The organism is Sneathiella chungangensis (assembly GCF_009882935.1).
GTDB classification, from domain to species: domain Bacteria; phylum Pseudomonadota; class Alphaproteobacteria; order Sneathiellales; family Sneathiellaceae; genus Sneathiella; species Sneathiella chungangensis.
This window is the reverse complement of record NZ_WTVA01000004.1, coordinates 210,346-226,731: the sequence shown is the minus strand read 5'-3', so window position 1 is coordinate 226,731 and position 16,386 is coordinate 210,346. Positions and strand designations below refer to the sequence as shown.

General features: G+C 50.2%; 12 protein-coding genes and 1 pseudogene. 1 reads left to right on the top strand and 12 read right to left on the bottom strand.

All coding sequences use genetic code 11. The features are described 5' to 3' along the window. Positions 1-133: 133 nt before the first annotated feature. Positions 134-1,084: a dihydrodipicolinate synthase family protein gene (locus GQF03_RS10345; protein ID WP_161339196.1), complete on the bottom strand. Its 951-nt coding sequence runs from the start codon at positions 1,082-1,084 to the stop codon at positions 134-136. A 342-nt stretch (positions 1,085-1,426) separates the two neighbouring features. Between GQF03_RS10345 and GQF03_RS10340 the strand changes: the two are divergent. After that, positions 1,427-2,113, top strand: a pseudogene (locus GQF03_RS10340) (IS6 family transposase). A gap of 163 nt (positions 2,114-2,276) precedes the next feature. Here the strand turns inward: GQF03_RS10340 and GQF03_RS10335 are convergent. The 11 genes from GQF03_RS10335 to GQF03_RS10285 form a co-directional block, all read right to left on the bottom strand. After that, complete coding sequence (locus GQF03_RS10335) at positions 2,277-3,437, bottom strand: acyl-CoA dehydrogenase family protein (RefSeq protein WP_161339195.1); 1,161 nt, start codon at positions 3,435-3,437, stop codon at positions 2,277-2,279. Between the two features lie 654 nt (positions 3,438-4,091). Then, positions 4,092-4,727, bottom strand: coding sequence for a TetR/AcrR family transcriptional regulator (locus GQF03_RS10330; protein ID WP_161339194.1), 636 nt, complete (start codon positions 4,725-4,727; stop codon positions 4,092-4,094). A 375-nt stretch (positions 4,728-5,102) separates the two neighbouring features. Continuing rightward, positions 5,103-8,432 (bottom strand): carboxyl transferase domain-containing protein, encoded by a 3,330-nt coding sequence (locus GQF03_RS10325; RefSeq protein WP_161339193.1) that lies wholly within the window; start codon positions 8,430-8,432, stop codon positions 5,103-5,105. 63 nt (positions 8,433-8,495) lie between these two features. Then, a complete protein-coding gene (locus GQF03_RS10320; protein WP_161339192.1) occupies positions 8,496-9,803 on the bottom strand; it encodes a TRAP transporter large permease in 1,308 nt (435 codons plus the stop codon). A gap of 7 nt (positions 9,804-9,810) precedes the next feature. After that, positions 9,811-10,353, bottom strand: coding sequence for a TRAP transporter small permease (locus GQF03_RS10315; protein WP_161339191.1), 543 nt, complete (start codon positions 10,351-10,353; stop codon positions 9,811-9,813). A 30-nt stretch (positions 10,354-10,383) separates the two neighbouring features. Continuing rightward, on the bottom strand, positions 10,384-11,514 hold the full coding sequence (locus GQF03_RS10310) for a C4-dicarboxylate TRAP transporter substrate-binding protein (protein WP_161339190.1): 1,131 nt from the start codon (positions 11,512-11,514) through the stop codon (positions 10,384-10,386). Between the two features lie 220 nt (positions 11,515-11,734). Next, complete coding sequence (locus GQF03_RS10305) at positions 11,735-12,559, bottom strand: SDR family NAD(P)-dependent oxidoreductase (RefSeq protein WP_161339189.1); 825 nt, start codon at positions 12,557-12,559, stop codon at positions 11,735-11,737. A gap of 25 nt (positions 12,560-12,584) precedes the next feature. Beyond that, positions 12,585-12,980 (bottom strand): MaoC family dehydratase, encoded by a 396-nt coding sequence (locus GQF03_RS10300; protein ID WP_338401312.1) that lies wholly within the window; start codon positions 12,978-12,980, stop codon positions 12,585-12,587. 35 nt (positions 12,981-13,015) lie between these two features. Continuing rightward, on the bottom strand, positions 13,016-13,459 hold the full coding sequence (locus tag GQF03_RS10295; protein WP_161339187.1) for a MaoC family dehydratase N-terminal domain-containing protein: 444 nt from the start codon (positions 13,457-13,459) through the stop codon (positions 13,016-13,018). A gap of 69 nt (positions 13,460-13,528) precedes the next feature. After that, positions 13,529-14,710 (bottom strand): lipid-transfer protein, encoded by a 1,182-nt coding sequence (locus GQF03_RS10290; RefSeq protein WP_161339186.1) that lies wholly within the window; start codon positions 14,708-14,710, stop codon positions 13,529-13,531. A 32-nt stretch (positions 14,711-14,742) separates the two neighbouring features. Next, positions 14,743-16,302, bottom strand: coding sequence for an acyl-CoA synthetase (locus tag GQF03_RS10285; protein ID WP_161339185.1), 1,560 nt, complete (start codon positions 16,300-16,302; stop codon positions 14,743-14,745). Positions 16,303-16,386: the final 84 nt, after the last annotated feature.

The following is a 16,386-nucleotide window of genomic DNA, read 5'->3' as shown; positions in this document are numbered from 1 at the left end:
CTCGGAGGTTATTTCGCGCTCTTTGCTTGAGACTGAAAGGAGACGAACGGACTAAATTTAAAAAAGTGATCCAATTGTCGAATTGGTCTCTTGAGAGAGTGTTTGTATAATTGCATTTGGGTTGGAATCGGTTTTAGGGCCGATTTTCAGGGCCTTCAATCCATGCATTGTACCAGGTTTTGAATAGTTTCAGCTGGTTAGCCGCAAAGTTCTTCTGACTTGAAGTAAGCGCATCATCTTGATTGAAGTGCCGTTCATATTCGGGATTGCCTTCTAAGACCATCAGATATTTATAATAAAGAACGAGATCAGGTCCTTCATCAAAGGTTGAAAGGACCATCAATGCATCGCTCAACTCCTGGGCACTCCGACGCGCGACTGCATCTCCTTTCGCCGCTTTCTCACAAAGCAACACAAGATGCAGTATCTCTTTCGGAAGTACATTGCCAATGCCGGTAATAGATCCGATAGCGCCGCAATTTACGTACCCATGGAAAACTTGAGTATCCACGCCGACCATAAGGATTACATTGTCGTCTTGGCTGGTAATATTTTCAGCCGCATAGCTCAAAGACTCCCGCCCGCCAAACTCCTTAAATCCGATGAGGTTCTTATGTTCTGAGCGAAGATCAAAAAACATATCAGCCCGGGTCTCATAACCATAATATGGACTATTATAGATAACCGATGGCAATTCACCGGCGGCGTCTAGAATAGCCGCAAAATGCGCCCGTTGAGCTGCGGCGGATGAACCGCGTGACAGTACCCGAGGGATCACCATCAAACCATCAGCACCACATTTCTGAGCATGGGCCGCATGCTCCACTGCAAGGGCGCTGTTTAACGCACCTGTTCCGACGATCACCGGAACCTCTGCTTCAACAAGAAGTTCAACCCCTCTCATACGCATTTTATCAGTAAGTAATGGCCAGTCGCCCATTGAGCCGCAATAGACAACCGCGGACATTCCAGCCTCGATCAACTGACGACCTTTTCGCACTAACGCATCAAAATCTGGCTGCTGTTTCTCATCGCAGGGTGTCATTAACGCGGGGATACATCCTTGAAAGATTGCCGTATTCATATTGCATTCCCTTCATCTGTCCGAATTATCAAAGTTAGCCGTATCGCCATTACGAACGCCCAAGCTAAACTGCCACCCCCTTTGCACTTCACAGTTATGATGCGATCATTGGTAGCGCTTTGATAATTGGTATGCGAAGCGCCCCATATTTGTCGAATAAATTGTCGCCTTGCATAGGACTGAGAATTTATGAGCTCTCTACACAAAAAATTTCTACTGGTCTAAAAGAGCTCATTGAAAGATCTTTGTTTAACGGCGCCATCTTCCATCTCGACCATTATGAGGCGCATTGTCAGAGGAAAATCACTTGAGCCATGTTGAAGCTGGATTTACGGTCGGCCAATGAAGAATCTATTTCGTTATTTCAAAACTTCACCCGAGATCATTCGCTTAGCCGTGATGATGTATGTCCGTTATCCATTGTCACTGCGTCAGGTTGAAGATCTTCTGCATGAACGGGGTATCGACGTTAGTTACGAGACGGTGCGCGCCTGGTGGAATCGGTTCGGACCAGTGTTTGCTGCAGAAATTAGAAAGACCAGATCAGCAACGATGCGAATAGGACCTCAATGGAGATGGCATCTGGATGAAGTTTTCGTGCGGATCAATGGCGAAGTCCATTATCTCTGGAGAGCCGTCGATCATGAGGGGGAAGTTTTGGAGGCCTTTGTCACCAAGAGACGGGATCGCTAGGCTGCTCTGAAGTTCTTGAAGAAAACCATGAAGATATATGGCAGTCCGAAAGTGATCATAACGGATAAACTGCGCTCATATGGCGCTGCGATGAAAGTAATCGGTAATCAGGCCCGTCAGGAAACTAGACAATGGCTAAATAGCCGAGCCGAGAATTCTCATCAATCGTTCCGACAACGGGAACGAGCTATGATCAAATTCAGAAGCGTACAATCACTACAGAAAATTGCGTCAATCCATAATCACTTTAACCAGGAACGTCATATCCACAGCCGCGAAAGCTTCAAGCTCAAACGTGAAGCGGCAATTGCAGAATGGCGGCTACTTGCCGCTTAAACGGCAACTCCTCAATTCTTCTCATCGCTTATCGACCTTCCTCTGACAATGCCAACAGGGTAGCTATTCGCGCAAATAACATGGCCGAAAAAATTTCAATCATCGTCTGAGAAAACACGATTAGGAGATTTTTCTTCCTAGGAAAGTTAATGTGGCAATGCCCCTAAATTCGTTTTGCAACTTCTTCAAGCATAAGTTCAGTGGCGCCCCCGGCAATAGTCAGAATGCGGGCATCGCGAGTCATTCTCTCAATAGGTGTCCCTATGATGTAGCCGGATCCGCCATGCAATTGAAGACAGCCATGAACTACCTCTTGCAAAGTCTCACAGGCGAAAGCCTTAAGCATTGAAACCTCGCGAACGGTATCTTGACCTTCTTCGATCATATGGGCGCATGTATAAACCAATGACCTTGCCGCCGCCGCCTTAGACGCAAGCCAAGCAAGCTTGTTCCGCACCACCGGCTGCTCCCAGAGTGTTTTTCCAAAAGCTCTACGTGACTTCATATAATCAGCAGTAAGTTCTATTGCTTTTCCACACTGACCCACACTCATCGCGCCGGCAACAAGTCGCTCATTTTGCAGTGTACTCATAAGATAGTAAAAACCTCTGCCCTCCTCACCTATCAGATTAGAATGAGGAACCCGCATATCTTCAAAGATCAACTCCGCTGTATCAGACGCGCGCCATCCATGCTTGTCAAACTTTGTTCCTATCTTGAACCCTGAAGTTTCTCTTTCGACAATAAAAAGCGACAACCCCTGACTCGGCTTTACATCCAGGTTGGTTTTGGCGGCCACAATGTAGATATCACCATAGACGCCGTTTGTGATAAATGTCTTTTCTCCGTTGATTATCCAGTCATCGCCACAACGAACGGCTCGGGACGTCAATCCCGCAACATCGGATCCTGCGGTTGGTTCAGTCATACAAACGGCCCCGACTTTCTCACCGCGGCATACGGGAGGCAAATATCTCTGCTTTTGTTCTTCATTCCCATTAAGCGCGATGTGCGACATGGACATGTCGCTATGTACCATTATAGACGAAGCAACACCGCCATAAGAGCTTCGACCTAACTCTTCACCCAAAATGACCGAGGCGAGTGAGCCAAGACCACCCCCGCCATATTCTTTTGGGTGACGCATCCCGAGCAGCCCAATCTCCCCCATATTCCGAAATAGCTCACGGGGGATCTTCCCTTCTTTTTCCCAAAGCTCTGCATTCGGAACAATTTCCTTCTCCACAAATCGTCGCACCTGAAAACGAAGTAATTGATGCATTTCATCGAGTTGATTTGGCTCTCCAAATTCGAAGATATTCATAGAGTTTTTCTTTCCCAATGGATTATTCCAATTCCAACCCAACCACTGTGACCCGCCAAACCCATAATTTATTAGTGACCAATAATTCAGTCTATACTAAACATAAGTGGGATGAGGTTAATACTGAGAGCGCTCAAAAACCTCCTGCACTTATCTTAAAGTAATTTCCGGGAAATGTTATTTACACATTCCTTGTCATGTATTGCGAAACCGTTAAGCCCGATAGCCGGCCTATCGGGAAATTAGTAGCAGCCGAATTTTATCAGATCAGCGCAATTGTCCGGAGGTTTCTGCCCGGCCCAATGGCTTTACCCAAGATAGTATCTTTTCAAAATTTTTCGATTGCTTGACATTCGCGAGCAGCGCGCCTGGCGCAGGGATAATTTGACGAACGGACCCTCCCAATTTCCCAAAACTGCTATATCATAAAGAATGCTTTTCTGTCTTTGGCGGCGAGTTAGCCAAGCCGGTCCCGACATGGAATCACCTCAGGCCTTGCCGCGTCCTCCAAGGTAATCCGCGCTTCCAATAGCATCACAATTCGATTTTGGTCTAGATCGCCTATTTTCTACAACTTTGGAACTACATGAACTTTTTTTTGCCCCTATTGAGCCAATGCGTTGGCCGTATTATGACTATCTTCAAAAGCCATTATTAATCCTGCTTTTTTCGAGCGATAGCGGCGATATGTATTTCCGCGATATAATGTGCGTCCAAACCAAGACTGCCAATATCACCACGGATAAGAGCCTGAATAGCAAGTCCATGCATGGCGCTGACAATAGCGAGAGCATGACGGTCTATATCAACACCATCTTTTAATTCACCCTTGGCGCGCGCCTCTTCCATATGAATTTTCATGCCATCAGCATAGGATTGATTCAGTTTGGTTATCCTTGGCTTAAGGTCAACAACCGTTCCTGTCGCTTCAACAATCAGGTGATAAACCGCGATAGCCGCTTCCGAAGAATCACGGACCGACTCCATATGCGCAACAATGCGTGCCGACAACGCTTCCAAGCCTGTTTTGCCTTCCAGAACTTTCTGAAGTCGCTTATTAAACCAGGCCTCAGTCATACTGACGACAGCTTCCAGAAGCCGGAGTTTGGTTCCAAACCGCTCCGCCGGCAGTCCTCGACTGTATCCAGCCGCCATACCGATCTGCGCCATGCTCACATTTTTCGATCCATGTGCCGCAATCAGACTGATCGCAGCCCCAAGCATCCGCCTGTCGGATTTTGCCCGCCGATCCACCTGAGCCCTTCTTTCACCTGTGTAATTGTTCTCCAAGCCCTATAAATCCTCCACTAGTCGGTATCGCCCAACTGGAAAAGCTAAACGCCAAGTTTCTCCAGTGTAAAACCGGTTGTTTTGCCCAATAAATACTTTGCAATCATGCTCGTCAATTACCCCATACTCCATTCCGGAGTTTATCTTGCTAGTACTATGCGGCATGTTTGGATCCATCTTCGAAACAAACAGGCAGGAAATCTCGTTCATACTTTACCGATCAGGCATGAGAGGACAACACCCATGTTGTAGAGATCAGGATAGGAAGGCCGCGCCTCTTTCGACTGCCGTGCCATTCCTATATGCTGACCTAATTTAGTCTTGATCATTTCTCGAATTCTCTACTTTTTACTTGTTTTATGCAGTCACAATTTTTTACCAGGAATCGATAAAAGGACGCCTCTTTCCTTCCAGTCTGTTGTTCTCATACGGTGTATCTATTGCACTTGAAATCCATTGGCGCGTTTCCACAGGATCAATGACATCGTCGATTTCGAACAGGGACGCGGCACTAAGCGCTTTTCCCTTTTCGTAAAGCTCATCGACCAGTGTCTGAAAGGTCGCTTCGCGCTCCTCCGCGTCCTCAATTGCTGCCAGCTTTTCCCGATAACCGAGCCGCACAGCCCCTTCAAGGCCCATACCCCCGAATTCTCCTGTTGGCCAGGAAACGAGGAAATGCGGGTTATGGAAGCCACCGCCCGCCATAGCCTGCGCGCCAAGCCCGTATCCTTTGCGCAAGACCACCGTAAAGAACGGTACGCTAAGATTTGCGCCAACCAGAAAGAGACGGCTGCAATGACGCACAAGACCTGATTTTTCCGCTTCCGGTCCGACCATGTTTCCGGGTGTATCACAGAGAAAAAGCACCGGGATGCCATGGGCGTCGAGCACCTGCATGAACCGCGCGCCCTTGTCGGCGGCATCACTGTCGATCGCACCGCCAAGATGCCTTGGGTTGTTAGCGATAATCCCGACTGCCCGCCCTTCTATCCGGGCGAGGCAGGTAATCATACCGACACCATAATCCCGCCGCAGTTCCAGCACCGTATCCGTATCCGCGATCAGGTCAATGGCTTCGCGCATGTCGTAGGATCGACGCCGGTTCTCCGGCACGACATTGCGAAGTCGGCGTTGATCCGCACAATCCCATTCCGTAAACGGCCCCTGAAGATAGGACAGGTATTTTTTCGCGGCAGCGACGGCCTCCGCCTCGTCCGCTACGGCAATATCAACCACTCCGTTTGGAACCTGTATCGACATCGGTCCGACTTCCTCGGGACGATAGACACCAAGGCCACCGCCTTCGATCATCGCCGGCCCCCCCATACCGATATTCGAATTCTCGGTGGCAATGATCACATCGCAGCAGCCCAGAGCCGCCGCATTGCCCGCGAAACAACGACCGGAATTGATGGCAATCAGCGGCACGAGCGCGCTCAACTCAGCAAGTTTGTGGAACGTCGGCGTTGTCAGGCCGCCCGCATTGATCACGTCGGTATCGCCGGGCCGTCCCCCACCGCCTTCGGTAAAGAAGATGAGCGGCAGCCGCCGGCGGCGGACAACCTCGAGCATCCGGTCGGTTTTTTCATGACCTTTCCAACCCTGGGTTCCAGCCAGCACCGTGTAGTCATAAGACAGAACCGCGCAACGCGCCTTCTCCGGCGGAAAATGCGCGCCGTTGATATGCGCAATGCCCGCGATCAGCCCGTCGGCCGGGGTGCGGTCGATAAGCTCTTCGAGGGTGTTACGGGATTGACGCGCCGCCACGGTAAGCCCGCCATATTCCACAAAGGTCCCTGGATCTGTCAGATCCTCGATATTTTCGCGAGCGGTCCGCTGTTTCGTTTTTCGGCGTCGGGCAACGGCGTCCGGTCGCGCCGCATCCTGCGTTCGGCGCCGCCTCTCCAGCGCATCGGCGAGATCGGGCCGTATAAAGTCCGGATCAATTTCAATTTCTGCGGTCGTGGCCTCGATTTCAACATCTTGCGGCTCAACAAATGCGAGAGGTTGCCCTTCCGCAACCGTACTGCCAATTTCGATAAACAGCTTGTCCAGCCTGCCGGAGATGCCGGAAACGATGATATGCTCCATTTTCATGGCTTCCAAAACCAGCACCTCTCCATTTGCGTCAATTGTCTCGCCAACCCCTGCCTTGATCGCAATCACGGTCCCCTGCATGGGCGCAGATATGGTTGCGAAGCCCGGCGACGCCACCGAAACTTCTTTCACCTGCATGTTGTCGTTTCCGGCTTCTGACCGGGCGTAACGGCTCGGATGCGCATGATCTTTTTGTATCAGCTCTGCAAGATGCAACTCAAAAAAACCGGTATCGACGTCATTTTCAAGAAAGGCCGGATTCTGCAATAGATTTTGCAGAAGCGGGATATTTGTCGTTATGCCGTCGATCCGGAATTCGCAGAGGGCGCGATAGGCCCTTGCGATAACGTCGGTGTAAACCGGTGACGGATCATAGGCGATCAGTTTTGCAAGGAGTGAGTCAAAACTCGGGTTGGAGTGATAGCCGACATAACCGGCTGTATCGACCCGGACACCCGGACCGCACGGAATCTCGAACGCAGTGAGTTCCCCCATGGACGGCTTGACCTCCCCGTTTTTACCAACCGTCTCCGCATTTATCCGCAGTTGCATCGCGTATCCGCGCGGCAGGTCGGATGGTTTGTCGAGGCCAAGGTCGGACAGGCTCTGCCCGCCCGCTATCCGTATCTGCAGCTTTACCAGATCCAGTCCCGTTACTTGCTCGGTGACCGTATGCTCCACCTGCAGGCGCGGGTTTGCCTCGATAAAGACGAAAGCGTTTTCGGGATCCTCGCAGTCCCTGTCAACGAGAAATTCGAACGTCCCGAGACTTTGATAGTTCCCTGCCCTGGCGAGCGTCACGGCGGCCTCAAGTAACTGCTTCCGCAATGCAGGGTCTAGCCCCGGTGCCGGCGCAATTTCCACAACCTTCTGATGGCGCCGCTGAATGGTGCATTCGCGCTCCCAAAGATGGGCGACCTGATTGCCGTCGCCAATAATCTGGACTTCGATATGCCGCGCGCGGCGGACCAGCCGCTCGACATAAACATCGCCGTTACCAAAGGAGGCCGCCGCTTCGGAACTACAAAGTTTGTAGGCTGTATCCAGATCCGATGCCTTGTCCACCTTCCGCATGCCCCGGCCGCCACCACCGGCAACCGCCTTGATCATCACCGCACCATCGGGACCGAGCTTGTCAAAATAGTCGTGCATTTCTTCGACGCTGGTTGGTCCGGCCGTTCCGGCCAGGAGCGGAACACCGGCTTTCTCGGCAAGCCTGCGCGCGGCAACCTTGTCGCCAAAAAGCTCTAATGTCGCCGGTTTGGGCCCGATGAAAATGATCCCGGCATCGAGGCAGCTTTGCGCAAATTTCGCGTTTTCGCTTAAAAAGCCATATCCGGGATGAATGGCATCACAGCCTGTTTCCCGCGCAATCGCCACAATCTTCGCGCCATCAAGATAGGCCCGCGCGCCAGATGCGCCAAGGGAGGCGGCCATATCAGCTTTTCGGACATGCAAAGCCGACGCATCGTCGTCCGAATAGATCGCGACGGTCGCAATACCGAGTTCCGCCGCCGCATGCATGATCCGAATTGCGATCTCACCACGATTGGCGACAAGAATTCGGCTTGGTGTCTGCGGGGCTCTCAAAGTACCCTTATCGCTCATTTTTTTCTCCAGAATATTAATCCTCTGCCATGGCAATTTGGCATATTCCACTGGATTCTATACTTAATCCATAAGACTTGGCAGATAGGTAATAATTTCCGGAAACAGAATCATGATCGCCACTACGACCGCATCAGCCATAAGGAACCAGAGTATTCCTCGAAAAATAGTGGTTAATGGTACCTGGTCTCCGACGACGCCCTTGATGACAAACACATTCAGGCCGATCGGCGGCGTGATCATTCCGATTTCAAGAAACTTCACCAAAAAAACTCCGAACCAGATCAGGTCAATATGTGCGCCCTCCAGAACCGGGAGCAACACCGGAAGCGTCAACAACATTGCGCCTATCGGATCGAGAAACATGCCAAGCAACAGATAAAGAAAGGAAATTCCGAGAAGCAATAGGATCGGGTCTGAACCTAAACCGATAACAGCCTCCGCAATCATGTCTCCACTGCCAGAGAGCGCTAAAAATCGCGTCAGGAGATTTGCGCCAATGGCGATCAGAAACAATGCACTTGTCGTCGTCAGTGTCTCCTGTATTGCCGAAAAAAAAGCAGGCCAATTCAAGGAACCCTTAAAACCGGCTATAATGATGGATGCAAAGGCACCAACAGCGCCTGCTTCAGTCGCCGTGAATAACCCAACAAACATACCCCCGATAACTACTGCCATTAGCAGTAAAATTGGCCAGGTTTCCCGCAAATGAGCAATGCGCTCTGCCATTGGAGGCAATTCGGTCATTCGTGGCGCCAGTTCCGGGCGCATGACCGCAAGCAACCATATGGTAAAAATATAGAGGCCTGCGGTTAATACACCTGCACCGATCCCGCCGATAAATAGTTGGCTGATCGGAATTTCTGCAAATATACCGAACAAAATTAGAAGAATACTTGGCGGTATTAGCGCGCCGAGAGTTCCCGCGGCGGCGATTGACCCTGTAGCAAGTGCTGGATTATAACGGCTCGCGAGCATTTCGGGAATGGCAATGCGTCCCATAGCCGCTGCGCAGGCGACACTTGACCCAGTGACGGCGGCAAAGCCAGCCGAACCCAGCACAGAGGCAATCGCCAAGCCTCCGGGAAGTCGCGCCAGCCAACTTCGGCAGGCAGCAAACAAACCTTTTGTAAGCCCTGCATAAAAGCAGACATATCCCATAAACAGGAACATCGGCACGGAGGACAATGTCCATTTAGCGGAAAATTCATAAGGCACCGTTGACAGGATGCCCCAAGCAGGGCGTGGACCGATAAGTACCCAAATACCGCCAAAAGATACAACAATCAGGCAAATCCCAATGGGAATACGAAGAAGTAACATTCCGGCAAGGACCAGAAGTCCGAGACTGCCTATAATTTCACTTTCCATTGCGCCCCTACACCTTCTCCGACGCTTTCGCGCCGTCTAAAGGCTCTTCGTGGAGTCCGCTCGAAAACCCTGTGACTACTATCCCCGTTCTGTAGAAAAGAACGAGCGCAAGAAGGCCAAAGCCAATTGGTAGTACGAAATAACTTGGCCATGTTGGCATGGAGATACTTTGTTCGACGATAAAGGTTCCTGCACGAAACCGCTTAAGCGCCTCCCACCACAACTGCCAAGCGACACCGGCGCTGACGACACCGGCGAAAAGACAGATACAACCGCCCGCCCAGCGCTTCCATGTCGATGAAAAATGCTGGAATAATAGCTCTACTGAAATGTGCCGGCTGAGCTTTTCAGCCAGTGCTAACGGGAGGAATGCCACAATCACCATGTAATAGTTGGCAACGAAAATCGATGTAAGCGGCAGAGGCCAGGAGAAAATATTCTTGAAGACTACATCGGCAACAATTTGCAGCATCATCAGGATCAATGCAACCGCCCCCAACATTGTGGAGGCGATCACGAGGCTTGAGATAATACGTCCTAAAATTTTCATGGAAAATTCCTGAGATGTACAAGCAGTTATTCAATCGAGAATTTTCATATCAATCTTGCCGAAAATCTGTTCATTAAAGAGGTTCCCGACGGCAACAGGGTCGGTCTGATCAATGGAAGCGACCAGTTTTTCCCATTTCTTAACCAGAGCACGCATAAATTGAATCTGCTCTGCCGCATCCGCGATGCCATACTTATTGACACTTAGGTCGGCGACAATGGCAAATTCGTCTTCATAATATTTTTTAGTTGCATCGACGACATCGGCATTCGGCTGAGTGAGTTCGACACCGACAGAAGCAGGATCCTTCATATAGGCCATATTATCCGCAAGATAGGTTACTGTCGTAAACGCTAGTGCATCGCCAGCAGAAAGAAGGAACTGGCGCTTTTGTTTTTCGGACAGGCCATGCCAGATATCCTTGTTTACATTAAACATGGAATTGCCAATGTAGAGACCAATCGGGACATCCAGCAGGTAATCCGTCACCTCACCCAACGACAGACTTTTTAGATTGTCGACAGTATGGGTATTGCCATCTAGTTGGCCCTGACTGATAGCTTCATAAACATCGTTGGCGGATAGCACAACCGCAGACGCCCCCATTGCCTCAATCCAGCGGCCGAATGGGCCAAATCCGCGAATCTTTTTCCCCTGGAAATCCTTGAGGCTAACAATTTTATCCTTCGACATCAGATAATAAGGACCAAGAACAGAAAGGCCCATGAAGACTTGATTCTGCACCGAGTACTCTTTCAGGCAGGCAGTACAGTTCATCATAAACTCATTCGCAGCACCTGCCATAATAACGGGATTGGTAGACAAAGTAGCAGTATCGACGATGAGGTTAGAATTGGGGAATTCTGCCCGGTGATAAGCAGGTACCACATAGGCGATATCTGCGATTCCGTCGCGGAGTCCGTTCATGCTCTCGGCAAAATTAAGAAGAGTATTGGGGTAAACTTTACCCGTATATTCACCACCTGTATTATTTTTCAAATTGTCTGCAAATTTTTGCATTCCGCGGACTAGAGCACTATCTCCGGCCATGCCGACCGCAATCCGCAACTCTTCTGCGTTAACAGATAAGTTACCAGACATGGCGATCGTGCCAAAAGCGATCACCGCGGCAAAAGTTTTAACGCCAAGTTTATTTTTCATCTGCTTTCTCCCTGTTTTTCGTTTTTCGTTTATTGAAATCAATTTTATATATTTAATGGTCAACCAGCAAGTAAATTATGTTTGCTTATATTAAAAAAATGGAGCTATCAACTAGTCGACAATGCCGGCGAGAATTTAAATTCACTGCTTCGCTCTCTTAAAGCCAACACACAAAACGGCATCTTAGTAGTACAAAAGAAAATAGGCTTCTCCTTATGGTCTAGATGGTCAGGCCGCCGCCAACGATCAGGGTCTGACCGCTAACGTAGTTGGATTCCGGCGCGCAGAATAAATAAACGCCATCTGCCGCTTCTTCCGGTGTTCCGGCGCGTCCCAGCGGGATCATCATTTCCATCCCGGTAACAAGTTTTTCCGGAATGCCAATGCCAACCTCATTACCTTCAACAACAATTGTTTTCTTTTCATTGGTTGCTTCGGTCAGGCGGGTCCGGATAAAGCCGAAAGCGACGCAATTCACATTCACTTTCAACCGCCCCCATTCCTTCGCCATTGTCTTGGTCATCCCAAGCACGCCGGACTTCGCCGACGAATAGTTGATCTGGCCGACATTCCCGCCGGTGCCCGCGATTGACGAGATATTGACGATTTTGCGGAAAACCTCCCGTCCTTCGATCGCTTCCTTGTCGGCCTGAGCGCGGATGTATGGGGAAGCCGCACGCATAATACGGAACGGAGCTTTCAGATGAACGTCAATCATCGCATCAAACTGCTCATCACTCATTTTATGAACGTGCGCATCCCATGTGTATCCTGCATTGTTGACGATAATGTCGATACCGCCAAAAGCCTCGAGGCCGGAACTGATAAACTTATCGCCAAAACCCTCGTCCGTGACACTTCCGACAACCGCAATTGCCTTGCCGCCAATGGCATTGATCGCGCCAACCACTTCCTCGGCGGGTTCCTGGTCCAGATCATTGACCACAACGTTTGCGCCTTCCCTGGCCAGTTTTAGGGCAACGGCACGGCCAATGCCGCGTCCGGAACCAGTTACATAGGCGACTTTTCCTGTAAGTTTTTTCATTGCTTCAACACTCTATTTGTTAGCATTAGGGAAGGGCGACAACCGCCTCGCCGACCAGCTTGACTTCACCATCCTGATTGGCGGCCTGAAGCTTCAAGCGAACACGTGTTTCGCCATTTTCTTCAAATTTTTCAATTATTTCACCGGAACAGGTAATTCTGTCTTTTAAATGGGTAATGGCGGAAAACCGGACACCATAGCTGCGCAACGCTGTCTGCGGCACCCAGTTAGTGACAGTTTGCGCAAGATACGCCATGGACAGCATGCCATGGGCAAAAACATCTTTCATTCCCGCCTTTCTGGCGAAATCTATATCAATATGAATGGGGTTATGATCGCCCGAAGCGCCCGCAAAAAGGCTCAAGGTCGTGCGCGTAATTTCATCCTTAGTCAAAGCGGGGATTACATCGCCAACATTCACCGAAGCAAAGGTCACATTTGGCACTATTTTCCCCCTTACCCGTTCCGCACAACAATGGTGCGTGTCATCTCGGCAACGACATCTCCATGCTGATTTGTAGCGCTCGTCTTTTTAACGACGAATTCCAGCGCGCCGCCCTTTTTGTCGAAAATATCCGTTACCGTTGACTTGAAGGAAATAGAATCTCCGGCATAAACGTCCTTGTGGTAGGTAAATTCCTGGTTTCCGTGAAGTATTTTCCCCAGATCAATATCCATGATGGCAAGAATCTCGAAAGGGTCCGGCACCTCCATATCCATCGAAAACAAAAATGTCGGTGGTGCCGGAAGCGTCGGAAGTCCGGCAGCTTTCGCCGCGTCTTCATCGAAATAGATGGGATTGGTTTCACCGGTTGCTTTGGCGAAAAACCTGAGGCGGCCCTTTTCTATTTCTGCGGTATGGACACCGAATTCGCGCCCGATATGACTACGGTCAATCATTGCTATAGCTCATGAATAGAAGGTCAGGAGCATTTTGCCGAAGCAAAACGCCCCTATGGGAGGAAAGATTCAGGTCGCCTGGTAAAGTGTAACGACACAGGCGCCACCAAGCCCAAGATTATGCTGGAGCGCCGTTTTTGCACCTTCAACCTGCCGTTTACCGACAGTACCGCGCAGCTGATTGACCAACTCAAAGCATTGCGCCAACCCTGTTGCGCCGAGAGGATGGCCCTTGGACAGCAGACCGCCAGACGGGTTGGTGACAACTTTTCCACCATAGGTATTATCACCATCCCAAATAAATTTTTCGGCACCACCTTCCGGCGTGAAACCAAGGCCTTCGTAAGTGATTAGTTCGTTCGCCGTAAAACAGTCATGAAGTTCGGCTACGTCGATATCTTCCGGACCAACACCGCTTTGCTCATAAACCTGTTTGGCGGCGGCGGCTGTCATGTCATACCCGACAACCCGCATCATATCGTCTTTATCGAAGGTCGACGCAAAATCCGTTGTCATAGCCTGACCGACAATAACGACATCTGTGTTGATACCATGTCTTTTGGCAAACTCTTCAGTGCAGACAATGGCCGCACCGGCGCCGCAAGTAGGCGGACAACATTGGAGGCGCGTAAGGAGGCTGGTGACCCTAGGTGACTCCATAACGTCTTCAACAGAAACTTCCTTGCGGAAAATTGCTTTGTCGTTGTGAACAGCGTGAGCACTTGCTTTGGCGCGAATTTTGGCGAAAGTCTCATCTTTCGTGCCGTACTTTTTTTGATGCTCAATCCCTGCACCACCAAACATTTTCAAGGCCATTGGCGATGTGAAATCCTGTGTTAGCTCATCTGTCACCTTGTTGAACTTGCTGAGCGGGCTCGGTCGATCCGTCCACACATCCCTCAAGGCGCCTGGTGTCATCTGCTCGAAACCAACTGCCAACGCACAGTCTACAACGCCTGATTCAACCGCTTGACGCGCGAGGAAAAGAGCAGAGGAACCCGTCGAGCAATTGTTGTTGACGTTGATGACGGGGATGCCTGTCATGCCAACTTCATACAGAACGCGCTGGCCGCAGGTACTGTCGCCATAGACATAACCTGCATAGGCTTGTTGAATTTTGTCATACCCGATACCGGCATCTTCAAGAGCCATATTTATCGCCTTGGCCCCCATGACCGGATAAGGTTCGTTCTGACCGGGTTTTACGAACGGCGTCATACCAACGCCCGCGACAACAATTTTTCTACGCATAATATTCGCTTTCCTAAATATTTTATATACACCTAATTAATATTGCGCTCTTTGCCTTCCCAATAGGGTGCTCGCAAATCCTTTTTCAGTACTTTACCTGCCGCCGACAAGGGAAAGGGTTCAGTGCGAAATTCTATGCTGCGCGGGCATTTGTAGCCGGCAATCAGATTGTGACAATGCTTGATGATATCGTCTTCCGTCGCGGTGGCATCCGGCTTGAGAATGACAATAGAATGCACACTCTCGCCCCACTTTTCGTGAGGTATACCGACTGTAGCGCACTCTGCAACAGCCGGATGTTTGGTAACAGCCTGCTCGACCTCGGCGGAGTAAACATTTTCACCGCCCGTAACAATCATATCTTTGAGGCGATCCGCAATGAACAGGAACCCCTCGTCGTCGAGATATCCGCCGTCGCCCGTATAAACCCAGCCGTCCTTTAAGACTTCCGCTGTTTGTTCGGGCTTATTCCAATAACCCAGCATTGTAATGGGCCCCTTTACGGCAACTTGACCAACAGTCCCCGTGGGAACCTCATACCCCTGTTCATCAACAATCTTAAGCTCGCAAGTTCCGACAGCCTTTCCCGCGGAGCGTAGTTTGCCGGAATTCAACCCATCCGTTACGTGATATTTAGGCGCGAGTATTGTTGCAACAGGGCTCAATTCCGTCTGCCCATAGGCCTGAACGAATTTCGTATGCGGCAGCTTTGACATCGCCTCAACCAGCGCGGTCTCGCTAATAGCCGACGCGCCATACATTATCGTCGTTAAAGACGAGGTATCATATTTGGCAAAGTCGGGATTCCGGATAAGCATTTGAATCATCGTCGGGACGAGCAGAACATTTGTCGGTCTGTGGTCCTGTATGGCCTTCAGCGCCGCCTCCGGCGAAAAGCTCGGGATCATGATATGCGTACCGCCAGCGAATGTCACCGCCAAGGAAGCCGCCCCGTCTGCAAGATGAAACATCGGCGCCGCATGTAAATAACTACCGCCGTCAGGTATACAGAATTCACGACAATTTGACAGGTTGCTAATGTAAAGGCTGCGATGCGACAGCATCACACCTTTAGGAAATCCGGTCGTACCTCCCGTATAATAGATACCGGCCAGATCTTCACCGCCCCTCCCTGCATCCTCAACGGCCTCGACGGCCTCGATAATTTCATTGTAGTTCAACATTCCTTCCGGCGTGTCACCTTCACCAGAAAAAATCAATGTTTTCAGAGAGCGGGACTTTCCCCGTATCGCCGGAACCATACCCGTATAATTTTCATCGACGAGCATGATCTCGGTTCCGGAATCATCAATTGAATAGGCATTCTCATCGGGAGTCCACCTCAGATTCATCGGGACGATAACCCCACCGCCCCACAAAACGCCAAAGATATATTCCAGATACCGATCGGAGTTGAGGGCAAGCATGCCGACCCGGTCGCCTTTTTTCATACCGGCTTTCTGAAGGACTCCCGCCAATTTTGCGACACGCTCAACAAACTCCGGCCAGGTTTGTTGCCGGTCTTTGTAAATAGTGGCCATCCCCTTGGAGTTTGCTTGCGCAGCCCTTCTAATGACTGACGTGAGTTGCATGTTTTTTATCTCCCATAGAATCCCTGCCGTATCCGTGATCCGTTTTGAATGGTTATTGTTTTAAGCCCCGTATTTTTTAATTTG